Genomic DNA, 22355 nt, shown 5'->3' with positions numbered 1-22355 from the left:
CACTGCGGTAGTGGGCGGACCTCGGCGGGTTGGGGGTGGCTCAGCCGATGTAGCGGGTCAGGCGGGCGGAGAGGCGGGGGACCAGGGCGCCGTCGGGGTCTACTCGTTCTTCCACGTAGGCCAGGTCGCCGTTTTCGACGATGCCGTAGAGGCGTTTGGCGCCGCCGACCACCACGCCGGAGGTGCTGCGGATGGAGACGTCGGTGGCCAGTTCCCAGGAGGACTGGTTGCGGGCCTTGCCGTAGTACAGCTCGATGACGCCGTTGCTGTGGGTGAGCAGGAGCTCGATCAGTTCGTCGGTGCCCTCGCCGCCGACCCGCCAGTAACCGCTCTCGCGCAGGTCGGGGCCGGTGTAGTTGCCCTCGGTGTCGAGTTTCCAGGTCTGGGATTGCCAGATCAGGTAGTCGCCGCCGTCGTGGGACACGATGATCTGCTGACCGAAGTGGTAATCGCCCTCGGTGGGGTGATTGCCCTCGCCCTCGCCGCGCCACACACCGACCAGCGGCAGCAGCGCCAGCATGGCGTGGTTCAGATCGGGGCCCAGACGCAGATTGGCTGTGTCTTCGGGCAGGGGGAGACCCGGCAGGACCGGAATGTTGCGGGCGCCGGTCTCCTTCGCCCGTTCAGCGGCGACATTGACCGCCTCGTCACCACTGCGACGCTCGGCCGGAGCGCCTTGCTCGTCACTCGCTCGCTCGGCCGGGTCGGTACCTTCGCTCGCGAGCCCGCTCATGACTCGGTGAAGAGCCGGTAGAAGACGTAAAGGCCGAACCAGCCGATGAGGATCGACACGGCCACCAGGAGTATCTCGAAGAAGAGGACCACACCGGAAGTCTAGCGACTCCGCGCAACAGATACGAAAACGGCCCTGGTAGTTCCCGCACAGGAACTACCAGGGCCGTTGTGAGCTTCTTACTTGGCGACCGCGACGTCGACCGAGTGGATGCCCGCGCCCTCGGGGCTGATCTCGGCCGAGCCGTTGCCCGACGAGCTCAGCGCGCGCAGGGTCCACGAACCCGGCGCGGCGAAGAAGCGGAAATCACCGGTGCCGGAGGCCACGACCTCGGCGGTGAAGTCACCGTTGCCGTCGAGCAGACGCACGAACGCGCCGCCGACGGGCTGGCCGTCGGTGCTCAGGACACGGCCGGTGATGACCGTTTCCTTCTCCACGTCGACGCCTGCCGGAATGGCCTGACCCTGGGTAGGTGCTGCACACATATGTCTTACTCTCCCAACTCGATAGGGGCACCGACGAGCGAACCGTACTCGGTCCAGCTGCCGTCGTAGTTCTTGACGTTCTGGTGGCCGAGCAGCTCCTGCAGCACGAACCAGGTGTGCGAGGAACGCTCGCCGATGCGGCAGTAGGCGATGGTCTCCTTCTCGCCGTCCAGGCCCGCGTCCTTGTACAGCTCGGCCAGCTCGGCGTCGCTGCGGAAGGTGCCGTCCTCGTTCGCGGCCTTGGACCACGGCACGTTGATCGCGCTGGGGATGTGGCCGGGACGCTGGCTCTGCTCCTGCGGCAGGTGCGCGGGCGCGAGGATCTTGCCCGAGAACTCGTCGGGGCTGCGCACGTCGACCAGGTTCTTGGTGCCGATGGCGGCGATGACCTCGTCGCGGAAGGCGCGGATGCTCAGGTCGGGCGCGGACGCCTTGTACTGGGTGGCCGGACGCGAGACGGCGTCACGCGAGAGCGGACGACCGTCGAGCTCCCACTTCTTGCGGCCACCGTCGAGCAGCTTGACGTCGTTGTGGCCGTAGAGCTTGAAGTACCAGTACGCGTAGGCGGCGAACCAGTTGTTGTTGCCGCCGTAGAGCACCACGGTGTCGTCGTTGCCGATGCCGCGCGCCGAGAGCAGATCGGAGAACTGCTCCTGGTTCACGAAGTCGCGACGAACCTGATCCTGCAGGTCGGTCTTCCAGTCGAGGCGAACGGCGCCTTCGATGTGGCCACCCTCGTAGGCGGAGGTGTCCTCGTCGACCTCGACGAAGACGACGCCGGGGGCGTTGAGGTTCTCTTCGGCCCAGTCAACGGAGACCAGGACATCGGAGCGAGCCATGTTGTTCCTTTCAGAGATGACGTGCAGGAGGGTCAGTTCGGTGCCGGAGCCGGAGGCCGGCGAAGGCGGGCAACCAGAGGATAGATCTGGCAGCCGAGGCAAACCCCGAACGCCGCGTTGAGAAACGCCGCGAACAGGGCGAAGCCGGCGAACACCGCGCCGACGATCGAGGAGCCGAGCGCGAAGCCCAGCAGGGATACCGCCGCGAACCCGAAGCCGAGCAGTTGCGCGAAACGCAGCGGCGGCACGGGCTCGGTTTCGGTGGTCGGACCGTTGCGCGGCGCGACGAGCGCGGCGTAGATCCGGCCGTAAGGGTGCTTGGCGGGGCCGCCGAGGGCGCCGATCGCGAAGACGACGGCCTGCAGGCCGATCAGGATCGCGGCGAGGCCGGGGGAGAAGGCGGCGGTGATCAGCACCAGAACCAGGACACCGGTGGTGATCCAGGCGACGAACCGCGGCCCGCGCACATCGACGCGCGGTGCGGATCCGGAAGGGGAAGTGGTCATTGTGCGAACTCCTGCGCTGAGAAGAGTCAGGGGAAACTGCCAGGTCACCGTGGGATCTAGAGGATCGCTCGGACGGTGGGCACAGGTCGGCGTCAGGAATCTCGGGAGAGAAGCCGACCGATCAGCGGCACAGGCAGCAACAACCACCGAGGCGACACAGGTCAACTGTGCGGCGTCGGGTGAGCATCAGCTCGTGGTCGGTTTGCACGAGACAGAGTTTACCCGGTCGCACCGGAGAATGTCTCGGGCCCCCGTGTTTACACTCGCAGCGATTCCAACGCGGTGCGCAGATCCCCGGACTTGGGGACGCCGGAGATGCGGAAGCGTTCCTTGCCCTCGGCGTCGAAGACGAAGGTGGTCGGCAGCGACAGGACGTTGAGTTCGCGGGCCAGCGCGGGGTCGGCGTCGATGTCGATCTCGATGTCGCGCGGGGCATTCGGGGAATCGGACAATTCGGCGGTGACCCCGGCGACCACGCGGCGGACCGCGTCGCACGGGCCGCACCAGTCGGCCGAGAAGTGCAGCACCGCGGGCGTGGAACCGGTGACGCCGGCCGCGTCGAGCAGGCGGGTGCGCTGCGCGGTCTCCGGGTCGAGCGTGGCCGGGCGGACCTGGCCCTGCCTGCGCGAGAGGAACAGGCCGAGGGCGACGGCGGCCGCGATGACGACGGCGAGAATGACGAGCTCGATCATGGCTGTTGCAATCGGTCCAGGTCGATGGTGACGTTGCGGCCGACACCCTCGACGACGATCTGGCCGCCGAGTGCCGACACCTCGCTCGGCGCGACACCGAACGGCAACTCCTTGGTATCGATCGTACGACTGAAGCGCGCGAGCACCGCGGCGCGATCGGCCTCGGGGATCTCGGTGCGGGGGTCGGTGGTCGCGTCGCCGGGGCCGTCGTCCTTGTCCCGGTAGAAGCCGGTGGCCTGGATGCGGACCTTGTCGCCGTCGAGCAGCAGGTCGGCCTGCACCTGCACGGGCACCCGGGTGCTGCTGCCGGTGGGGACGACGCCCGCGCCGAGGACGCGCCCGTTCGGGGCGGTGGCCAGGGTGCCGGTGAGCACCAGCGCGCCCGCGGTGGTCATGCCGGAGCCGCCGGAACCGCCGGTGCCGTCGGACTTGTCCGCGGGACGGGTGTGGACCTGCAGGTCGGGGATGCCGAAGAGCTTGCCGAGCTCGGTGGGTTCGATGCGCATCCTGGCGTCGACCCGGTCGACCTGCACATTGCGGGCCGCGCCGTCGAGCAGCTGACCGACCGGCGCGTGCAGGCCCTGCAGGGTGGCCTCGATGCCGATCTCGCCGGGGATGTCGGGTCGAACGCCGCGCGCGCGGATGGTCACCTCGTCGTAGCGCCCGCTCATCGCCTGCGCGGCGAAGGGGAAACCGTGGAAGGTGACTTCCGGGTCGGCCGACAGGTCGGCGCCGGCCCGCAACTGCCGGGAGACGTGGTACTCCGAGTAGGCGGCGGCGCCGAAATCGATGACCACCGCCAATCCGGCCAGGCACAACAGCCCGACAATCAGCTTCCGCATAGGGCTGAGACTAGCGGCCGGGGCCGCGAAGGCTCCATCGTCGCACCCCGAAGACGGTGCGCGAGCGCGATGGCACGCGACCAAAGACACAAAATGGACTCCGTGTTGCGAGGTCGTGGCTGTAGAGGCGCTAATGTTGCACACGACTTAACCTGTGTTTCGGCGACGTAGCTACGCGGCTGCTGTCGTCCGCGGAGCAACGAGATAGGAGGAGAGCCCCATGGAGCTGCTCCTACTGACCTCCGACCCCAACCCCGATGCGGTCCTACCGTCGTTGACGCTGCTCGCGCACAACGTCCGGCCCGCGCCGACCGAGGTGTCGTCCCTGCTGGAGGCGAGTAGTGCCGATGTGGCACTGGTCGACGCCAGAACCGATCTGGCCGCCGCGCGCGGCCTGTGCCGACTACTCGGCAGCACCGGGTCGTCGGTGCCGGTGGTGGCGGTCCTGACCGAGGGCGGCCTGGTGGCGGTCAACGCCGATTGGGGCCTGGACGACATCCTGCTGCCCGGTACCGGGCCTGCCGAGCTCGATGCCCGGCTGCGCCTGCTGGTCGGGCGCAACGGCGGGGTCGCGAGTCCGGAGAACACCGGCAAGATCACCCTGGGTGAGCTGGTGATCGACGAGGGCACCTACACCGCGCGGCTGCGCGGTCGTCCCCTCGACCTCACCTACAAGGAGTTCGAGCTGCTCAAGTACCTCGCGCAGCACGCGGGCCGGGTGTTCACCCGCGCGCAGCTGCTGCAGGAGGTCTGGGGCTACGACTTCTTCGGTGGCACCCGCACCGTCGACGTGCACGTGCGACGCCTGCGCGCCAAGCTCGGCACCGAGTACGAGTCGCTGATCGGCACCGTGCGCAATGTCGGTTACAAGGCGGTGCGCCCGGCGCGCACGCCCGCGGCCAAGGGCGAGGTGGTGACCTTCGTCGACGAGGATGTCGACGGCGACGACTCCTTCGCCCCGCTCAACGGCACCGCCCAGTAGCGCGATGTCGGACGCAGCAACCCTGAGCTGGACCGATCGGGTCGAGCCCGCGATGGTGGCGCGCGTGCGCGAGCTGCTGGCGCGGGCCAAGGCCGAGGACGGCGTCGCCCCGGTTTCCGAGCAGGCGGTGCTGTCGTTGGCCGAGGCCGACGGGGCAACCGGACATTTGCTGGCCGAGCGGGCGGGCGAGCTCGTCGGGTACGCGAATCTTGTTGCGGCACATGACGAACACTCCGCGATGGCGGAGGTCGCCGTCGATCCCTCGGTGCGCGGTGTCGGCATCGGCACCGATCTGGTTCGCGCCGCGCTCGCCGAGGGTGGGCCGGGCGCGCGGGTCTGGGCGCACGGCGATCTGCCCGCCGCCAAGGCGCTGGCGGCGGGTCTCGGACTGCGCACGGCGCGCGAGCTGTGGCAGATGCGGCGCTCACTGGCTAACCCGGAGCTACCGGAACTCGATTTTCCCGACGGCCTGATGATCCGCACCTACGCGGGCCCCACCGATCACGCCGAACTGCTGCGCGTGAACAACGCCGCGTTCTCCTGGCACCCCGAACAGGGCGGCTGGACCGAGCGCGATATCGAAGCCAGGATCGCCGAGTCCTGGTTCGACGGCAACGGCCTGTTCCAGGCGTTCGACACCGACGACCTCGACCGCCTGCTCGGCTTCCACTGGACCAAGCAGCACCCCGACGCCGCCCCGGCGGGCGAGGTGTACGTGGTCGGCGTCGACCCGGCCGCCCAGGGCCGTGGGCTGGGCCGACTGCTCACCCTGTTCGGTCTGCGCCACCTGCGCGCCACCGGCTCCACCGAGGCCCTGCTCTACACCGAGGCCGACAACGCCGCCGCGGTGAACACCTACACGAAGCTGGGTTTCACCCCCGCGCACATCGACGTCGCGTACGCGCTGCCCTGACTGCGAGCGAGCTCACACCGGTCGGGTGAATTCCGTTGCCCGGCTGAATATCGCGGGGTCGATCGGGTACCGGCGAGTAAAACTGGGGCAAACGTCAGCTTCGCTGTCCGGATCGCGAGGGTCTGTTCATTCTCCGTTAACCCACATCGGGCCAACTGTCAACCGGGCGACCTTACGTTACTTCTGGGCGGCAGAGTCGTCGCCTGGTGCGCGCAATCCCGGATCGCACCACATCGCCTCGCTCGGGCCGGTGAGGGACCGAGCGAGACACCCCAGCTTTGTCGGAGGAACAGTGAACTTCAAGCGCACCAGTGCCCTGGTCGGCGTCTTCGCCGTGGGCGCCATGACCCTGGCGGCCTGTGGCAGTGACGAGAACACCACTGCCGGTGGCACCGCCGCCAACACCAGCGTGGACTGCGGAGGCAAGAAGGCGCTCAAGGCATCCGGCGCGTCCTCGCAGAAGAACGCCATGGAGCGTTTCGTCGCGGCCTACGAGGCCAACTGCGACGGCTTCACCCTGAACTACACCTCCAGCGGCTCCGGCGCGGGCGTGAACGAGTTCATCGGCGGCCAGACCGACTTCGGTGGCTCCGACTCGGCGCTGAGCTCCAAGAAGGAAGAGCCCGCCAAGGCCGCCGAGCGTTGTGGCGCCCCCGCGTGGAACCTGCCGACCGTCTTCGGCCCGATCGCCATCACCTACAACGTCGACGGCGTCACCGACCTGGTGCTCGACGGCCCGACCGCCGCCAAGGTGTTCAACGGCTCCGTCGCCACCTGGGATGCCCCCGAGATCAAGGCGCTCAACCCCAACGCCACGCTCCCCTCGGAGAAGATCGCCGTGATCTTCCGCTCCGACGAGTCGGGCACCACCGACAACTTCCAGCTCTACCTCGACGCCGCCTCCGACGGCGCGTGGGGCAAGGGCGGCGGCAAGACCTTCAACGGTGGCGTCGGTGAGGGTGCCAAGGGCAACGAGGGCACCTCGGCCGCCATCAAGAGCACCAAGAACTCGGTCACCTACAACGAGTGGTCCTTCGCCAAGGCGCAGAACCTGTCCATCTCGCAGATCATCACCTCCGCGAGCAAGGACCCGGTCAAGCTCTCGGCCGATTCCGCCGCCAAGGCCATCGACGGCGTGAAGGTCAAGGGCGAGGGCAACGACCTCATCCTCGACACCAGCTCGTTCTACAAGCCGACCGTCGCCGGTTCGTACCCGATCGTCATGGCCACCTACGAGGTCGTGTGCTCCAAGTACGCCGACGCCGACACCAGCAAGGCCGTCAAGGCCTTCCTGACCTCGGCCGTCACCAACGGCCAGGAGGGTCTGACCGAGGCAGGCTACGTGCCGCTGCCCGACGCGTTCAAGACCAAGCTGACCACCGCGATCAACGCCATCTCCTGATCGCACCCTGGCCATGACCATGCACCCCGAGGTGACCGCGGTGGGCTCGTCGAATTCGACGGGCCCACGGGCGGCCGGAGATACTGCGAATATGCCGACCGAACCGAAATTCGACAAGGCCCCCGACGGGGGTCGTCCCGGCCGCCTGAACGCCGAGACGATCTTCCGCTGGCTGGCGACTGCGGCGGGCGCGACGATCGTCGCGGCCATCGCGTTGATCGCGCTGTTCCTGCTCATCCGCGCGGTCCCCTCGCTCATGGCCGACAACGTCAACTTCTTCACCAGCACCGAGTTCTCGACCGGTGATGCCAACGACCTGCGCTTCGGCATCCGTGACCTGTTCATGGTCACGGTCTTGAGCTCGGTGTTCGCGCTGATCGTCGCGGTGCCGATCGGCGTCGGCATCGCGCTGTTCCTGACGCACTACGCCCCGTCGCGGCTGGGCAAGCCGTTCACGATGCTGATCGACCTGCTCGCCGCGGTGCCCTCGATCGTGTTCGGCCTCTGGGGATTCCTGGTGCTGGCGCCGCAGATCGCGCCGGTGCAGGAATTCCTGAACAAGAACCTGGGCTGGTTCTTCCTGTTCTCCGACGGCAACGTCTCGATCGCCGGCGGCGGCACCATCTTCACCGCGGGCGTCGTGCTCGCGGTGATGATCCTGCCGATCATCACCTCGGTGGCCCGCGAGGTGTTCGCGCTCACCCCGCGCGCCCACATCGAGGCCGCCCAGGCCCTCGGCGCCACCAAGTGGGAAGTCGTGCGGATGACCGTGCTGCCCTACGGCCGCAGCGGTGTGATCGCCGGTTCCATGCTCGGCCTCGGCCGCGCGCTCGGTGAGACCATCGCGGTGCTGGTCGTGCTGCGCACGGCCACCAACGCCGGCACCTGGTCGCTGTTCGACGGCGGCTACACCTTCGCCTCCAAGATCGCCTCGGCGGCCTCGGAGTTCAGCTCGCCCCTGCCGACCGGCGCCTACATCGCCGCGGGCTTCGTTCTGTTCGCGCTGACCTTCGTCGTCAACGCGCTGGCCCGCCTGGCCTCCGGTGGAAAGGTGAACGGCTGATGACCACCTCGACGACCCTGGACAAGCCTGTCAAGGCACCCACCTTCCGCAATGTCAGTGCGGCGAGGCGGATCAAGAACAACCTGGCCACCGTCGTGGTCACCCTGTGCTTCCTCATCGCCCTCGTCCCGCTGGTGTGGGTGCTGGGTCTGGTGGTCAGCAAGGGTTTCACCGCGATCATCTCGTCGGACTGGTGGTTCAACTCGCAGAAGGGCATCCTGCCCGAGCAGACCGGCGGCGGCGTCTACCACGCCATCTACGGCACCATCGTGCAGGCCGCGGTGGCCTCGATCATCGCGGTGCCGCTGGGCATCATGGCCGCGGTCTACCTGGTCGAATACGGGCGCGGACGACTGGCGAAGGTCACCACCTTCATGGTCGACATCCTCGCCGGTGTGCCCTCGATCGTGGCCGCGCTGTTCATCTTCGCGCTGTGGATCGCCACCCTCGGCATGCCGCAGAGCTCCTTCGCGGTGTCGCTGGCCCTGGTGCTGCTGATGCTGCCGGTGGTGGTGCGCAGCACCGAGGAAATGCTCAAGCTGGTGCCCGACGAGCTGCGTGAGGCCTCCTACGCGCTCGGCGTGCCGAAGTGGAAGACCATCCTGCGCATCGTCATCCCCACCGCCGCGCCCGGCATGATCAGCGGCATCCTGCTGGCACTGGCCCGCGTGATGGGCGAGACGGCGCCGGTGCTGGTGCTGGTCGGTTACTCGAAGTCGATCAACCAGAACATCTTCGACGGCAACATGGCGTCGCTGCCGCTGCTGATCTACCAGGAGCTGGCCAACCCGGAGGCCGCGGGCCGCGAACGTGTCTGGGGTGCGGCGCTCACGCTGATCCTGATGATCGCGGTGCTGTACCTGGCTGCCGCCGGCGTCAACAAGCTGCTCACCCGGAACCGATAGAAGCGAACGGAAGAACTCCCATGGCCAAGCGGATCGACGTCAAAGATCTCAACATCTACTACGGCAGCTTCCACGCCGTGTCGAATGTGGAACTGACCGTGCTGCCCCGTAGCGTCACCGCCTTCATCGGTCCTTCCGGCTGCGGCAAGTCCACGGTGCTGCGCTCGCTCAACCGCATGCACGAGGTGACCCCGAACGCCCGGGTCGAAGGTGCCGTGCTGCTCGACGGCGAGGACATCTACGGCTCGGCCATCGACCCGGTGGGCGTGCGGCGCACCATCGGCATGGTGTTCCAGCGGCCGAACCCGTTCCCCACCATGTCGATCAAGGACAACGTGGTGGCCGGGCTCAAGCTGCAGGGCGTGCGCAACAAGAAGGAACTCGACGAGGTCGCCGAGCGCTCGCTCAAGGGCGCCAACCTCTGGAACGAGGTCAAGGACCGCCTCGACAAGCCCGGCGGCGGTCTGTCCGGTGGTCAGCAGCAGCGTCTGTGCATCGCCCGCGCGATCGCGGTCTCGCCCGACGTGCTGCTGATGGACGAGCCGTGTTCGGCCCTTGACCCGATCTCCACGCTGGCGATCGAGGACCTGATCACCGAGCTCAAGAAGGAGTTCACGATCGTCATCGTCACCCACAACATGCAGCAGGCCGCTCGTGTGAGTGACCAGACCGGTTTCTTCAACCTCGAGGCGCAGGGCAAGCCCGGCCGGCTGATCGAGATCGACGACACCGAGAAGATCTTCTCCAACCCCACCCAGCGCGCCACCGAGGATTACATCTCCGGCCGCTTCGGATAGGTAGTAGACCGCGAAAGGCCCGTGCATGGCGCACGGGCCTTTTTCGTTGGGGGACAACGGCTTCCGAACGCAGAACTCCCCGCGCTCAGGTGCGAGCGCGGGGAGTTCGGTGGATGCTGCTCAGCTGGTTTCGAGATCCTCGTCGGTGGGCAGGACGCCGGTGACGAGGAAGATCACGCGGCGGCCGATCTCCACGGCGTGGTCGGCGAAGCGCTCGTAGTAGCGGCCCAGCAGGGTCACGTCGACGGCCGGCGCGACGCCGTACTGCCAGTCGCGGTCCATCAGCAGGGTGAACAGGTGACGGTGCAGGTCGTCCATCGCCTCGTCGTCCTGGTTGAGCTGGGCGGCGCGTTCGGGATCGCGGGTCTCGAGCACCTCCTTGGCGGCCGCGCCCATGCTCACCGCGATGCGGCCCATCTCGGCGAAGTAGCCGTTGACCGACTCGGGCAGCGCGTGGGCGGGGTGACGGCGGCGCGTCACCTTGGCCACGTGCAGGGCCAGCGCGCCCATCCGGTTCACGTCGCCGACGATCTGGATCGCGCTGACGACCTGGCGCAGGTCGCCGGCGACGGGGGCCTGCAGGGCCAGCAGCGCGAAGGCTCGCTCCTCGGCCTCGGCGATCATCACCGAGATCCGATCCTGCTCGCCGATGACCTGCTCGGCCAGTGCCAGATCGGCCTGCAGCAGCGACTGGGTGGCCCGCTCCATGGCTTGGCCGGCGAGACCGGCCATCTCGCCGAGGAGATTGGCGAGATCGGCCATTTGCTCGTTGTAGATGACACGCATGATTGCAGACCCTAGTGGGTACCGGAATACCTGTCACCCAACAGTGGGTTAATGGCGCGTGGCAGTGTCATGGCAGGTCAGCAGCGGTGCTCACTTGCAGGTGTCGTCGGCGGCGTTCATGTGCTCGAGGTCGGAGGGCAGCGCGACCGGCGCGGCGCTGTGCGGCTCGCCCATCGGCACGTTCGGCAGTTCCTCGCCGACCGGCGTCGCGGTGCGCACCATGCCCGCGAAATCGGCCCCGACCACCACTTCGATGATGCTGCCGAGCTCGTTGGCCTGCTCGAGCACCGCGCCGGGGATGGTGCTGGCCACGGTCGCGGCCTCGGCTTCCATGCCCTCGGCGAAGCGGATCTTGGAGGTCGGCGAGGTGCCGCCGGAGTAGTTGCCGACGCTGTAGATCCCGAAGCCCTGGTAGCCGAGCTTGGAGGCGACGGTGCGCGCCGCGCCCGCCGAGCCCGAACCGTTGGACAGCAGCAGCGAGGTGGTGCTCGGCGCGACCGCGTACTGCTTGGGCGCGACCGGCGCCGGGCTCGGCGCGGAACTCTCGATCTCGGGGGCCTTGGTCTCGCCGGGCAGCGGCTGGTCGTCGATGACCGCGCGGAAGATGGCCTTGATATCGGACTCGCGCGGGATCTCGTTGCCGTAGGTGGTGGTGCCCGCGGTCGGGATGGTCAGGAACGTCACCGCGCCCGCGTCCATCTTCTGCAGCGAACGGCCGAGCAGCAGCAGGTCCTGCGGGGTCACCTTGTCGACGAAGGTGTGCGCGGTGAACGCCTGGATGAATCCGTTGAGCTTGCCCGGATCGAACAGCACCTTGCTCGACAGCGCACCGCGCAGCAGCGACGCGAGGAAACGCTGCTGGCGGTTGATCCGGTCGTAGTCGCTGCGTTCCTCGCCGACGACGTGGCGGGCGCGCACGTAGTTGAGCGCGGTCTCGCCGTCGACCCGCTGCTTGCCCGAGGTCTCGAGGACCGGGCCGAGCACGCCGTCGATGATCGGCTTGGTCGAGCACACCTCGACGCCGCCGATCTCGTTGACCATGGCCTCGAACCCGGCGAAGTCGATGCCGATGAAGTGGCCGATGGTCAGACCCGACATCTTGCGGATCACGTCGACCAGGCACTTGGGGCCGCCGAGGGCGTAGACGGCGTTGAGCTTGTCGCCGATGAAGGGCGGGAACTTCTGGTCGGTGTAGGTGGCCTTCTCGTTGTCCCAGCCCGAGCACAGCGGGCGGGTCACGTCGAGGTCGCGCGGGAAGGACACGACCACCACCCGCGAGCGGTTCTTGGGGACGTGCACCAGCATCGCGGTGTCGGCGCGGGCGCCCTCGGTGTCGATGGCGTTGCCCGCGCCCATGTTCGCGTTCACGCCCGCGCGGGTGTCGGTGCCGACGATCAGGTAGTTCTCGTCACCGAGCTGCATGTCACCGTCGAGGATGTCGTCGGTGGAGCCGCCGCCGAGCGCGTCGACCTGGGTGAAGCTGTTGTTGGTGGCCTGCAGGTAGCTCCAGCCGCCGCCGGTGATCACCAGGGAGAGCACCGCGACGAAGGTCGCCGCGACCCGCCCCGCCATGCGGGCCTGCTTGCTGCGCCGGTTCGACGAGCGCGGCGCGGTGGTCGCGCGCGCGGGGGTCGCGGTCTTGGTCGGGCGTGCCCGCTCGGGCGCGGGGACGCCCGTGACGGTGGGCAGGATGTCGGTGGCCGGGTCGTGCGCGTCGGCTACGCGGCGGGCGGGCACGGCCGGACGCGCCGATTCCTTCTTCGGCGCGGCGGGCTTCTGCGCGGGCTCGGCCGGGTTCTGCCTGGCCTGGGTGGGCAGTGCCGTGGTGACGGTCCGATCGGCGGGGGATTCGGCGCGATGCGGCGCGGTTCCAGCGATGTCGTCGACCACGGGCGAGCCGTCGGTGCGCGGGGAGACCTCGGGCCGCGCGGTCGGGCGCGGCGCCTGTTCGCGAGCGCGGCGACCGGCGCGCGAGCTGGGTTCGGCGCCCTCGGTGGCGGCGCGACGGCCGCGGCGGGTGCGTTCGCTGTCGACCCGGTTCACCAGATCGGCGACCGTCAGCGGGGCGGCCGAGGGGTCGGCGGAGGTGTCCGCGTGCCGGGAACGACGCGAGCCGGTTTCGGGTTGTTCGGTGGGTTCACCCGTCGCGTACCGCTCCCAGGGGGCGCGATTTCCGGGTCGGGGCGTACGCCCGCGCCGATCGTCACCCACCAACGAACCTCACTTCTCTATCTGGCGCAGCGTGCGCGTCATCGCCCGGCTCCGATCGAACCGGAGTCGAGCGATCCCGCAATGATAACGATTCCGCCACGGCTGGCCACCCCAACGCGAATCAGCCGCCGCTGTGCATCACATCGGCCGCCGTCGGAACGGTGTCGTCCTCGGGGTCGTCGAGCCACCCTTCCGGCAGCACGACCTTGGTCTGCGGCGAGCCCTGACGGCCGCGCGGGCCGAGCGCGTCGGTGGGGAACGGCACGTTCGGGTCGAGCTGGGCGACCAGTTCGGCGATCTGGTCCAGCCGCGAGACCGTGGCGAAACTGCGCCGCAGCTGCGAGCCGACCGGGAAGCCCATCAGGTACCAGGCCATGTGCTTGCGGATGTCGCGCATCGCCTTGTCCTCACCGTCGTGTTCGGTGAGCAGGGTGGCGTGGCGCACCAGGATCTCGCCGACGCGGCCGAGTGTCGGCCCCTCGGGGATCGGTTCGCCGCGCAGGGCCGCGCTGAGTTCGGCGAACAGCCACGGCCGTCCCAGGCAGCCGCGTCCGACGACCACGCCGTCGCAGCCGGTCTCGCGCATCATGCGCAGCGCGTCGTCGGCGGTGAAGATGTCGCCGTTGCCGAGCACCGGGATGCTGGTCACGGCCTCCTTGAGCCGGGCGATGGCCGACCAGTCGGCCGCGCCGGAGTACAGCTGGGCCGCGGTGCGCGCGTGCAGCGCCACGGCGGCGGCGCCCTCGGCTTCGGCGATGCGGCCGGTGTCGAGGTAGGTGTGGTGCTCGTCGTCGATGCCGATGCGGAACTTGAAGGTCACCGGAACGCCCGCGGGTTCGGCCGCCGAGACCATCTCGCGCACGATATTGGCGAACAGCCTGCGCTTGTAGGGCAGCGCGGAGCCGCCGCCGAGCTTGGTCACCTTGCGCACCGGGCAGCCGAGGTTGAGGTCGATGTGGTCGGCCCAGCCCTCGCCGACGATGATCCGCACGGCCTCGCCGAGGGTCTTGGGGTCGACGCCGTAGAGCTGCATCGAGCGCGGGTGCTCGTCGGCGTCGAACGACATCATGTGCAGCGTCTTCTCGTTGCGCTCGACGACCGCGCGGGCGGTGATCATCTCGCACACATAGATCGAGGTGGCGCTGCCGAACTCGCGGCACAGGCGCCGGAAGGCGCGGTTGGTGATGCCCGCCATCGGCGCGAGCACCACCGGCGGATCGACCGGGTAGGGCCCGATCCGCAGCGCCGAGGGCGCCGTGGGCATCGTGGTAGTCACATCGGTGATTGTCGCATCCGGTCCGATGTGATCGATCTCGCGTCCGAACGGCTGCGCCGCGGGTCACCGCGGTGACCGCGACCGGGTCGATACCGTTTACCTGCTACGTCGTGTCCGTAGCAGTGCCGTGCGGTCAGTAGCCTTAGCCTGCCCGCATCGTCGCCTCGGCGGTGCGCTGTTCCCACGTAATCGGAGAAGACCCCCCATGGCCGAAAGCACCGAAGGCGCCCCCGACCTCACGAAAACCCCCGCGGAGTCCGGTAAGGGCACCGTCGCCGTTCGTGTCTCGTCGCTGATCGGCGGTGCCGTGATCGCGGTGCTGGCGATCGTGGCGATCGTGCTCGGCGCGCTGCTGGTCTCGGCGCGGTCGGAGGTCTCCGAGATGCGCGACCAGGCCGCCGACAACGCCAAGGCCGAGCAGATCGCCCTGGACTACTCGGTCGGCTCGGCGTCGCTGAACTACACCGACGTCAACGCCTGGGTCGCCAAGCTCAAGGCCGGTACCTCGCCGGAACTGGCGAGCAAGTTCGACGCCACCGGCGCCAAGCTCGAGCAGATCATCATCCCGCTGAAGTGGACCTCCACCGCCGCGCCGATCACGGCGAAGGTGCTCTCGCAGGACGGCTCGGTCTACAAGGTCGCGGCCTTCGTCGACGTGAGCACCACCAACGCCCAGAATCCCGACGGCCTGCGCAACACGGTGACCTACCAGATCACCGTCGACGCCGGGAAGGACTGGCAGATCACCGACGTCGGCAGCACCGACGGCCTGCCGATCAAGTAGGACACACAGCGAAGCCGCCCACCGGAGTCTCGGTGGGCGGCTTCGTCGTGTGGTCTAGACGCTGGCCAGTTCGCGCTTCTTGGCCTCGCGGGCGAGCATGCGGTCGCGCTGCTCCTCGAACTTGAGCACGTCCTCGCCGAGCTTGTCGAGGAAGCCGGCCAGCCGTTCGCGGGTGGCCTCGCCGCGGGCGGTGAAGTCGGTGCGCTCGAAGACGTTCCACTTCTTGAGCACCGGCTGCACGACCTCTTCGAGGTGCTGGCGCAGGTCGTAGATGCCGTGCTTGGCCATCAGGACGCCGTTGCGGCGGAAGTTGGGCATGCCCGCGCCCGGCATCTGGAAGTTCTCGACGATCAGCGAGATGGCTTCGATCGCCTGGTCGGGGCTCAGGTCCAGTGCCGCGCCGCACAGGTTGCGGTAGAAGATCATGTGCAGGTTCTCGTCGGCCGCGACGCGCTGGAGCATGCGGTCGGCGATCGGGTCGTCGCACACCTTGCCGGTGTTGCGGTGGCTCACCCGGGTGGCCAGTTCCTGGAAGGTCACGTAGGCGACCGAGTGCAGGAAGCCGGCGTCGACCTCGGTGGGGGAGGCGAAGCCGTTGGTCATGTGGATCATGCGCGCCTCTTCGAGGGCGACCGGATCCACGCCGCGGGTGACCACGAGGTAGTCGCGCATCACGATGCCGTGGCGGTTCTCCTCGGCGGTCCAGCGACCGACCCAGGTGCCCCAGGCGCCGTCCTGGGAGAAGTTCTCGGCGATCTCACGGTGGTAGGACGGCAGATTGTCCTCGGTGAGCAGGTTGGTGATCATGGCCGCCTTGGCGACCTCGTTGAGCTTGGACTGCTCAGGATCCCAGTCGATGCCGCCCATGGCGGCGAAGTTGCGGCCCTCGTCCCACGGGACGTAGTCGTGCGGATGCCATTCCTTGGCCAGTGACAGGTGCCGGTTGACGTTTTCCTCGGCAACCGGCTCCAACTCCGTGAGCAGTTCGAGTTGAGTCAGATCCCTTGCCATGTAAAAACCCTTCGCTGTCGTGCTTGCGGTCGAACGTCGCGATGCGGCCATACCTTACGGCACCGTAGGTGTGATGCGAAACGCAACAGAGCGCTTTTCCGTCGATGTTGAGCAATGCCACAACTCGCGGTGAGGCTCGTGGTCGTGCTGACGAGTCTAGGCGTTCGGCCCGCAGCATAGGGACTATCGCTGCGGGCCGCGTGACGTTAGCGAGGACGCGGGGTGACGCTCAGCGCTTCCCGCCGAGCAGGCCGCCGAGCACACTGCCCAGCGCGCCGCCCGCGTTCTTGGCCAGCGCGTCGCCGATCGCGCCGCCGATGCCGCCGCTGTTGCCGCTGCCGCCGAGCAGGCCGCCCAGCAGGTCGCCGAGGACCCCGCCCGAGGCCGGGGCGGGCGCGGGAGCCGGGGCGGGCGCGGGCGCGGCGACGGTGCCGCCGGTGAGCTGCTTGGCCAGGTAGGCGAGCAGGATCGGGGCCAGGATCGGTAGCAGCTGGGCGATCAGGTCGTTGCCGCCGGTGCCGCCGGTCGCGCCGAGCGCGCTGATGACGGTGTTCTTCTCGTCACCGAAGACCTTGTCGACGATCTTCTCGCCGTCGGTGACATCGACCTGAGTCAGGTCCACCGCGCCCGCGGCGCCGACGAGCCCGCCGTGGTCGCCGAGCGCGCCGAGCAGGGACGCCTCGCCCTGCGGTTGGGTGGCGTTGACCCGCAGTCCGCCGAGCAGGGTGGGCAGTGCGGCCTGCACGGCGGTCGTGGCGGTGGCCTGGTCGACGCCGAGCTTGTCGGCGATCTGGGCGATCGGGACCTGGGCGAGCAGATCGTCGAAGGAAGTCATCTCACTCCGCTTACGTAAAGGTGCCCGGTCGCTCCGGGTCGCGCTCAGGCTAGGGGAATCGACCGGGAAACAGGCTGTTTCGGCGGAGTCTGCGCTGGGCGCGTCGCCACGTGACGCTGGTCACGGTGGGTGGTGGTGGTGCCCCCTGTAGGACTCGAACCTACGACCTAGTGATTAAAAGTCACCAGCTCTACCAACTGAGCTAAAGGGGCGCGCAGCGGAGTCTAGCCGACGGTGTGCCCGGAGACCGAATAGTGGGTCCGACCACCGGGTCCCCGGCGCTCTACCGCTTGCGTATATGACTCGAATGCTGTTGTATCGCAACATCTTTCGACAAGCAGGGGTGCAGTAGCGATGGAGTCCTCCACCGGGGCCCTCGGTCCGGCGACCGTGGGGCCGACTTCGCGGTTATCCGCGGGGTCGTCAACTGTGCTGTGCGAGTGCGAAATTCATAGCTTCGGTAGTGATCGGGATAACCGGACCGGATGTTCGGATAGGTGCCCCGTTCGCTGCGTGTCGGCTCGTGAATACGGGTACGGTGATCGCCTGGTGAATTTCGAAACAATCACCGGTGCCGCGTTTTCCGTGGCGTCGGAGCGGGGTGGGCGGGTTTCGTAATTCGTCGACGATGGGTAGTGCCCGGTGGCTCGCGATGGGTGCGTGAGCGGCCGGTGCAGGGGTTGTCGTTACCGCAGGAGGAGGCGGTTCTCACCGGTCGCGGAGCCCCCGCGTGTGGCACTGCGAGTTTTTCATACCGAAAGTTTGAATTAAAACCACAATTCGTACCAACGGTCGGTAATTGGCCGGCGGTCACGAGAAGGTTCGGAGGCGTTTCGAGCATGGCACGGCAGCAAGAGCGGGCGCGCCGGACACGCGCGGCGATTATCAAGTCCGCGGCCGTCGAGTTCGGTAAGAGCGGATATGCCGCGGCATCGCTCAACCGCATTCTGGAAGGCTCGCGGGCCACCAAGGGGGCGATGTACTTCCACTTCGACTCGAAGGAGGATCTGGCGCGCGCGGTGCTCGAGACCGCGGTCGAGCGCTACCGGGTCTGCGCCGAGCGCTGGCTCGCGCGCGCCGACCTGGGCCCGCTCGACGTGCTGCACGGCATGGTCGACGAGATCGCGCTGCGGCTCGAGCACGACACCATCGTCCAGGCCGAGTATCGCCTGGTGATCGAACCCGACTTCCACCGCGACGCGGGCAACAGTGGCGGTCGCATCGTCGGCCGCGCCACCCGGGTGCTCGCGGTGCGCGCGATCACCGACGGCCAGCTGCGCGCCGACGCCGACCCCGACCGTTTCACCCGCACCCTGTCCGCGGCCCTGGCCGGACAGCGCTATCTGGTCGACCCCATCGCCACCGGTTCGGCCGCCGATATGCGCGCCCGTTTCGCCGAGGTGCTCGAGGTTATCGTGGAGGCGATGGCCACCCCGCTGTGGATCCAGAGCTTCCGCACGGAGGGTTGGCGCGCTTCGGCACGCCTGGACGACCTCGGTTTGGGCGCCTGACCAGGCGATTTGGAACTCTCGGCGCACCTGTCATAAGCTATGCGAGCTCCCAACGGAAACGTTGAAGCCGCCCCGGAGAGATTCGGAACGAGCCCCCTTCGTCTAGCGGCCTAGGACGCCGCCCTTTCAAGGCGGTAGCGCGGGTTCGAATCCCGTAGGGGGTACAGTCTTCGGACTGTGTCTAGCAGTACTGCACGAAAAGCAAGGCCCTGTGGCGCAGTTGGTTAGCGCGCCGCCCTGTCACGGCGGAGGTCGCGGGTTCGAGTCCCGTCAGGGTCGCAAGTAGTACCAGAGCAATCCGGTACTTCCGGCCAGGTAGCTCAGTTGGTACGAGCGACCGCCTGAAAAGCGGTAGGTCGCCGGTTCGATCCCGGCTCTGGCCACAGCACAGCCCCTGCATCAGATCCTGGTGCGGGGGTTTTTCGTTTCCATCCGCAGGGCGTTGGTCCACAGTCGCGTCAGGGTGGCCACCACCTGTTCCATCGGTAGTTCCCGGTCACCGGTGACGAAGTAGCTGAACGCCATCCGGCTCACCATGTTCGACAGCGCCCGCGAGGTCAGCACCGGGTCGAGTTCGGGGTCGGCCAGGCCGCGTCGTTGCAGGTCGGCGATGCCGCGGGCGTTGCGTCGGACGAACGCGTCGGCGCGGTCGCGGCGCAGTCTGCCGAATTCGGGGTCGATCTGGGCGACCTGTTCGAGCAGCGCCATGAGTTTCGCGTTGCGCGCGTAGGCCTGGAAGTAGGCGAGGTTGGCGGCTTCGATGATCGTGGCGGGGTCGTCGGTGTCGGCCACGTGCGGGGTGCCCGGGTGCATCATGTCCTCTTGGGCGCGTTCCAGGATCGCCGCGAGGATTTCCTCTTTGCTGGCGAAATAGGTGTAGAAGGTGCCGGAGGAGCAGTTGGCTTCCTGGGTGATGTCGATGAGCCGGGTGTCGAGGTAGCCGAGCCGTTCGAACACTGTGCGACCGGCCGCGATCAGCGCGTCGCGGGTGCGCAGTCCGCGCGCGGTGGTGGGGAGTTCGCGCAACAGCGAGGTGCGTGCCATGGAGGGCAGCGCGCCCTCGCTGTCGGTGTGTTCCATGGTTGTAGTTATATACGGCTCTGGTATTTGCGAAGTTCCTGGCGGGCGATGGCCCGCTTGTGCACTTCGTCGGGTCCGTCGGCCAGGCGCAGGGTGCGCAGGTGGGCCCAGGCGAAGGCGAGCGGGTAGTCGTCGGTGACTCCCGCGGCGCCGTGTACCTGGATGGCCCGGTCGATGATCTTCAGCGCGATGTTGGGCGCGGCCACCTTGATCGCGGCGATCTCGGTGCGCGCCTCCTTGTTGCCGACGGTGTCCATCAGGTAGGCGGCCTTGAGGGTGAGCAGTCGGATCATCTCGATCTCGATGCGCGCCTCGGCGATCCAGTCGCCGATATTGGAGTTCTCCGCCACCGGTTTGCCGAAGGTGACCCGCGACAGCGCCCGCGTGCACAGCATTTCGAGTGCCCGTTCGGCCATGCCGATGCTGCGCATGCAGTGGTGGATGCGGCCCGGTCCGAGCCGGGCCTGGCTGATCGCGAATCCCTCGCCCTCGCCTTTGAGTACGTCGGTGACGGGCACGCGCACGTCGGCGAAGTCGATCTCGGCGTGGCCTTCGCGTTCCTGGTACCCGAATACCGGCAGCCCGCGCAGCAGCGTGATGCCGGGCGCGTCGATGGGCACCACCAGCATCGACTGTTGGCGGTGTGGCGCGGCGTCGGGATCGGTCTTGCCCATCACGATCAGCACCCGGCAGTTCTTGTGCAAGGCGTTGGTGGCGAACCACTTTCGGCCGTTGAGGACGTATTCGTCGCCGTCGCGCACCATCGACAGTTCGATATTGGTGGCGTCGGAGCTGGCCACTCGCGGTTCGGTCATCGCGAAGGCCGAGGCCATCGTCCCGTCGAGCAGGGGTTTGAGGTATTTCTCCCGGTGCTCCTCGGTCCCGAACAGCTCGAGCACTTCCATGTTGCCGGTGTCGGGGGCGTTGCAGTTGCACGCTTCGGGGGCGAGGTGGCTGCGGCCCATGATCTCGGCGAGCGGCGCGTACTCGAGGTTGGTCAGGCCGGGCCCACGTCCGGGGTGCGGGTGGAACAGGTTCCACAGTCCGCGCCGCTTGGCCTCGACCTTGAGTTCCTCGAGGATGGGCGGCTGAAAATGCGGGTCACCGGAGGCGCGCATCTGCTCGTCGTAGACGGCTTCGGCCGGATAGACGTGGACGTCCATGAAGTCGAGGAGGTCCTCCTGGTACTTCTTGGCGCGGTCGGTGAGGTCGAACATGGCTGCTCCCGGTGATCGAAAGGCACTGCCGCGGCGCGCGATCGCGCGCCGCGGCGAGGGCAAGGGTCAGGACTGGTAGAGGTAGGCGCCGGGGATGGCGTCGGGGTCGTTGCGGACGGCGGGCGGGTTGGTCTCGCGCAGCTTCCACGCGCTGAACACGGTGATCAGGCCCATGGCCATCAGGAACACCGAAACACCGGTGGTGGAACCGGTATTGGCGATGATGGCGGTCATGATGAACGGGGTGCCGCCGCTGATGGTGATGGCGGCGAGCTGGTAGGCCAGCGAGGCGCCGGAGTAGCGCACGCGCGGGGCGAACAGCTCACCCATGAACGCGGCCAGCGGCCCGTAGGTGAGGGCTTGGAGCAGCGAGCCCACCGCCACCGCGAGGAACACGGCCGCGATGCTGGCGGTGTTGACCAGCCCGAAGAACGGGAACGCCCACAGCGCCATGCCCGCGCCGCCGAGCAGGATCAGCGGCCTGCGCCCGATCCGGTCCGACAGCGAGCCTGCCCACAGGATGACGCCGGTGAGCAGCGCGGAGGAGATCAGCGAAATGGCCAGCAGCGCGTTGCGGTTCATGCCGAGTTCGGCGGTGCCGTAGCTGAGCAGGCCGGCGATGCTCACGTAGAACAGCGAGTTGGTGGCGGCCAGCAGACCGCAGCCGAGCAGGATGGTGCGCCAGTGGCCCTTGATCGCCTCGGCCAGCGGGGCCTGGGCGACGGCGGGCGCCTTCTTCTTGGCGGTCTCGGCCTGGAGTTCGCGGAATTCGGGGGAGTCCTCGACGCGGGTGTGGATGTAGAGCACGACCGGGAACAGCAGCGCGCTGGCCAGGAACGGCACCCGCCAGCCCCAGCTGAGGAACGCGTCGGTCGACAGTGCCGCGGTGGCGGCCAGGAAGACGAGGTTGCCCAGGATCAGGCCCAGCGGCACGCCCATCTGTCCGAAGGTGCCGGCGAAGCCGCGCTTCTTCGGGCCCGCGGATTCGGTGAGTAGCAGCACGATTCCGCCCCACTGGCCACCGCAGGCGATGCCCTGGACGAAGCGCAGGGTCACCAGCAGGATGGGCGCGAGGATGCCGATCGAGCCGGTGCTGGGCAGGCAGCCGATCAGGAAGGTCGCCACGCCCATGGCGAGCAGGCAGACCACGACCACCGGTTTGCGGCCGTAGCGGTCACCGAAGTGTCCGGCGAGCACGCCGCCGATCGGCCGGGCGACGAAGCCGGCCCAGAAGGTGCTGAACGAGAGCAGCGTGCCCATCAGCGCCGAGGCGTCGGGGAAGAACACGTGCGGGAACACCAGTGCGGCGGCGGTGCCGTAGAGGAAGAAGTCGTACCACTCGATGGAGCTGCCGACCAGGCCCGCGGCGAGCAGTTTGCGGTGGGCCCGCTTCTGCGCGGTGGTCTGGGTGTTCGGTGGGGCCAGCGTGGCGTCGCTGCCTGGCAGTCGGCCGGATTCTTGCATCGGGAACTCCTCGGTGGATCC

At 68.0% G+C, this 22355-nt stretch carries 22 protein-coding genes and 4 tRNA genes; 11 read left to right on the top strand and 15 right to left on the bottom strand.

Annotation, left to right across the window (positions count from 1 at the left end):
* Nucleotides 1–40: 40 nt before the first annotated feature.
* The 6 genes from ACFP3H_RS02400 to ACFP3H_RS02375 all read right to left on the bottom strand — a co-directional run bounded on the left by ACFP3H_RS02400 (nucleotide 41) and on the right by ACFP3H_RS02375 (nucleotide 4097).
* The gene (locus ACFP3H_RS02400; protein ID WP_378598798.1) at nucleotides 41–733 is read right to left on the bottom strand and encodes a heme-binding beta-barrel domain-containing protein; all 693 of its coding nucleotides are present in this window, start codon (nucleotides 731–733) and stop codon (nucleotides 41–43) included.
* A gap of 179 nt (nucleotides 734–912) precedes the next feature.
* The gene (locus ACFP3H_RS02395) at nucleotides 913–1218 is read right to left on the bottom strand and encodes a DUF1416 domain-containing protein (RefSeq protein ID WP_101464578.1); all 306 of its coding nucleotides are present in this window, start codon (nucleotides 1216–1218) and stop codon (nucleotides 913–915) included.
* Nucleotides 1219–1223: 5 nt separating this feature from the next.
* The gene (locus tag ACFP3H_RS02390) at nucleotides 1224–2057 is read right to left on the bottom strand and encodes a sulfurtransferase (protein WP_378598795.1); all 834 of its coding nucleotides are present in this window, start codon (nucleotides 2055–2057) and stop codon (nucleotides 1224–1226) included.
* A gap of 32 nt (nucleotides 2058–2089) precedes the next feature.
* Nucleotides 2090–2563 carry a DUF4395 domain-containing protein gene (locus ACFP3H_RS02385; RefSeq protein WP_378598792.1) on the bottom strand — a complete coding sequence of 158 codons (474 nt, stop codon included), beginning with the start codon at nucleotides 2561–2563 and terminating at the stop codon, nucleotides 2090–2092.
* Nucleotides 2564–2820: 257 nt separating this feature from the next.
* On the bottom strand, nucleotides 2821–3255 hold the full coding sequence (locus ACFP3H_RS02380; protein WP_378598789.1) for a thioredoxin family protein: 435 nt from the start codon (nucleotides 3253–3255) through the stop codon (nucleotides 2821–2823).
* Nucleotides 3252–4097 (bottom strand): LmeA family phospholipid-binding protein, encoded by an 846-nt coding sequence (locus ACFP3H_RS02375; protein WP_378598787.1) that lies wholly within the window; start codon nucleotides 4095–4097, stop codon nucleotides 3252–3254. The genes ACFP3H_RS02380 and ACFP3H_RS02375 overlap by 4 nt, the downstream gene beginning before the upstream one ends.
* A 220-nt stretch (nucleotides 4098–4317) precedes the next feature.
* Here ACFP3H_RS02375 and ACFP3H_RS02370 point away from each other — a divergent pair, with 220 nt between their 5' ends.
* From ACFP3H_RS02370 to pstB, 6 genes are all read left to right on the top strand, one after another.
* Nucleotides 4318–5079 (top strand): winged helix-turn-helix transcriptional regulator, encoded by a 762-nt coding sequence (locus tag ACFP3H_RS02370; protein WP_378598784.1) that lies wholly within the window; start codon nucleotides 4318–4320, stop codon nucleotides 5077–5079.
* Between the two features lie 4 nt (nucleotides 5080–5083).
* The gene (mshD, locus tag ACFP3H_RS02365; protein ID WP_378598781.1) at nucleotides 5084–5992 is read left to right on the top strand and encodes a mycothiol synthase; all 909 of its coding nucleotides are present in this window, start codon (nucleotides 5084–5086) and stop codon (nucleotides 5990–5992) included.
* Between the two features lie 292 nt (nucleotides 5993–6284).
* Nucleotides 6285–7394, top strand: a complete 1110-nt coding sequence (gene pstS / locus ACFP3H_RS02360) for a phosphate ABC transporter substrate-binding protein PstS (protein ID WP_378598778.1) — start codon at nucleotides 6285–6287, stop codon at nucleotides 7392–7394.
* A 91-nt stretch (nucleotides 7395–7485) separates the two neighbouring features.
* Complete coding sequence (gene pstC, locus ACFP3H_RS02355) at nucleotides 7486–8457, top strand: phosphate ABC transporter permease subunit PstC (protein WP_378598775.1); 972 nt, start codon at nucleotides 7486–7488, stop codon at nucleotides 8455–8457.
* Nucleotides 8457–9362 carry a phosphate ABC transporter permease PstA gene (pstA, locus tag ACFP3H_RS02350; protein WP_378598772.1) on the top strand — a complete coding sequence of 302 codons (906 nt, stop codon included), beginning with the start codon at nucleotides 8457–8459 and terminating at the stop codon, nucleotides 9360–9362. The genes pstC and pstA overlap by 1 nt, the downstream gene beginning before the upstream one ends.
* Nucleotides 9363–9382: 20 nt before the next feature.
* Nucleotides 9383–10159 (top strand): phosphate ABC transporter ATP-binding protein PstB, encoded by a 777-nt coding sequence (pstB, locus tag ACFP3H_RS02345; RefSeq protein ID WP_378598770.1) that lies wholly within the window; start codon nucleotides 9383–9385, stop codon nucleotides 10157–10159.
* A 120-nt stretch (nucleotides 10160–10279) separates the two neighbouring features.
* On the opposite strand, the gene phoU is transcribed toward pstB, so the two are convergent.
* The 3 genes from phoU to dusB all read right to left on the bottom strand — a co-directional run bounded on the left by phoU (nucleotide 10280) and on the right by dusB (nucleotide 14399).
* A complete protein-coding gene (gene phoU / locus ACFP3H_RS02340) occupies nucleotides 10280–10945 on the bottom strand; it encodes a phosphate signaling complex protein PhoU (RefSeq protein ID WP_378598767.1) in 666 nt (221 codons plus the stop codon).
* Between the two features lie 90 nt (nucleotides 10946–11035).
* A complete protein-coding gene (locus ACFP3H_RS02335; RefSeq protein WP_378598764.1) occupies nucleotides 11036–13156 on the bottom strand; it encodes an LCP family glycopolymer transferase in 2121 nt (706 codons plus the stop codon).
* Nucleotides 13157–13277: 121 nt separating this feature from the next.
* A complete protein-coding gene (gene dusB / locus ACFP3H_RS02330) occupies nucleotides 13278–14399 on the bottom strand; it encodes a tRNA dihydrouridine synthase DusB (RefSeq protein WP_378599615.1) in 1122 nt (373 codons plus the stop codon).
* A gap of 238 nt (nucleotides 14400–14637) precedes the next feature.
* On the opposite strand from dusB, the gene ACFP3H_RS02325 reads away from it, so the two are divergent.
* Complete coding sequence (locus ACFP3H_RS02325) at nucleotides 14638–15216, top strand: hypothetical protein (RefSeq protein WP_378598760.1); 579 nt, start codon at nucleotides 14638–14640, stop codon at nucleotides 15214–15216.
* Nucleotides 15217–15270: 54 nt separating this feature from the next.
* Here the strand turns inward: ACFP3H_RS02325 and ACFP3H_RS02320 are convergent, their stop codons facing one another.
* The 3 genes from ACFP3H_RS02320 to ACFP3H_RS02310 form a co-directional block, all read right to left on the bottom strand.
* On the bottom strand, nucleotides 15271–16227 hold the full coding sequence (locus tag ACFP3H_RS02320; RefSeq protein ID WP_378598757.1) for an acyl-ACP desaturase: 957 nt from the start codon (nucleotides 16225–16227) through the stop codon (nucleotides 15271–15273).
* 229 nt (nucleotides 16228–16456) lie between these two features.
* Nucleotides 16457–17062 (bottom strand): DUF937 domain-containing protein, encoded by a 606-nt coding sequence (locus tag ACFP3H_RS02315; RefSeq protein WP_378598754.1) that lies wholly within the window; start codon nucleotides 17060–17062, stop codon nucleotides 16457–16459.
* Between the two features lie 136 nt (nucleotides 17063–17198).
* Nucleotides 17199–17274 (bottom strand) — tRNA-Lys (locus tag ACFP3H_RS02310).
* 627 nt (nucleotides 17275–17901) lie between these two features.
* Here ACFP3H_RS02310 and ACFP3H_RS02305 point away from each other — a divergent pair.
* The 4 genes from ACFP3H_RS02305 (at nucleotide 17902) to ACFP3H_RS02290 (ending at nucleotide 18956) form a co-directional block, all read left to right on the top strand.
* Entirely contained in the window at nucleotides 17902–18573 is a 672-nt protein-coding gene (locus tag ACFP3H_RS02305) for a TetR family transcriptional regulator (RefSeq protein WP_378598751.1), read from the top strand.
* A gap of 91 nt (nucleotides 18574–18664) precedes the next feature.
* Nucleotides 18665–18737: transfer RNA gene (locus ACFP3H_RS02300), tRNA-Glu, on the top strand.
* A gap of 41 nt (nucleotides 18738–18778) precedes the next feature.
* Nucleotides 18779–18852: transfer RNA gene (locus ACFP3H_RS02295), tRNA-Asp, on the top strand.
* Between the two features lie 30 nt (nucleotides 18853–18882).
* A tRNA-Phe gene (locus ACFP3H_RS02290) sits at nucleotides 18883–18956 on the top strand.
* A gap of 16 nt (nucleotides 18957–18972) precedes the next feature.
* Here the strand turns inward: ACFP3H_RS02290 and ACFP3H_RS02285 are convergent.
* The 3 genes from ACFP3H_RS02285 to ACFP3H_RS02275 form a co-directional block, all read right to left on the bottom strand.
* Nucleotides 18973–19653, bottom strand: coding sequence for a TetR/AcrR family transcriptional regulator (locus tag ACFP3H_RS02285; RefSeq protein ID WP_378598748.1), 681 nt, complete (start codon nucleotides 19651–19653; stop codon nucleotides 18973–18975).
* Nucleotides 19654–19661: 8 nt separating this feature from the next.
* A complete protein-coding gene (locus ACFP3H_RS02280) occupies nucleotides 19662–20870 on the bottom strand; it encodes an acyl-CoA dehydrogenase family protein (protein WP_378598745.1) in 1209 nt (402 codons plus the stop codon).
* 66 nt (nucleotides 20871–20936) lie between these two features.
* Nucleotides 20937–22334 carry an MFS transporter gene (locus tag ACFP3H_RS02275; RefSeq protein WP_378598742.1) on the bottom strand — a complete coding sequence of 466 codons (1398 nt, stop codon included), beginning with the start codon at nucleotides 22332–22334 and terminating at the stop codon, nucleotides 20937–20939.
* Nucleotides 22335–22355: the final 21 nt, after the last annotated feature.

Origin of the sequence: Nocardia lasii (assembly GCF_042658545.1) — a bacterium.
GTDB classification, from domain to species: Bacteria; Actinomycetota; Actinomycetes; order Mycobacteriales; family Mycobacteriaceae; genus Nocardia; species Nocardia lasii.
Note: the sequence above shows the minus strand (reverse complement) of the source record. Positions and strands in the feature narration are given on the sequence as shown.